Source organism: Tenacibaculum sp. AWR4_210 (assembly GCF_056160945.1).
In genome coordinates, this window is sequence record NZ_JBSWYF010000064.1 from 1 (window position 1) to 375 (window position 375).

A 375-nucleotide genomic window follows, 5' to 3' on the forward strand; every position below is an offset into this window, starting at 1 on the left:
CAAGCGCACAAGCATTCTGTAGTGCCGATAGCCCAACAGTAGCCGACTTAGTAGCTACGGGAACAGGAATCCAATGGTATGCAGCGTCAACGGGAGGAACTGCCTTAGCAGGAACAACAGCATTGACCACAGGAACCTACTATGCATCGCAAACAGTAAGTAGCTGTGAGAGTAGTAGAACCTCAGTAAGTGTAACCGTAAACACAACACCAACCGCACCAACAGCAAGTGCACAAGCATTCTGTAGTGCCGATAGCCCAACAGTAGCGGATTTAGTAGCTACAGGAACAGGTATCCAATGGTATGCAGCGTCAACTGGAGGAACTGCCTTAGCAGGAACAACAGCATTGAGCACAGGAACCTACTATGCATCAC

1 protein-coding gene is annotated in these 375 nt (G+C 49.1%); it reads left to right on the forward strand.

Going from position 1 to position 375, the window contains the following annotated elements; genetic code table 11:
• The coding region (locus tag ACXAG7_RS20040) for an Ig-like domain-containing protein (RefSeq protein WP_476667937.1) at positions 1-375 on the forward strand (375 nt) is incomplete at both ends.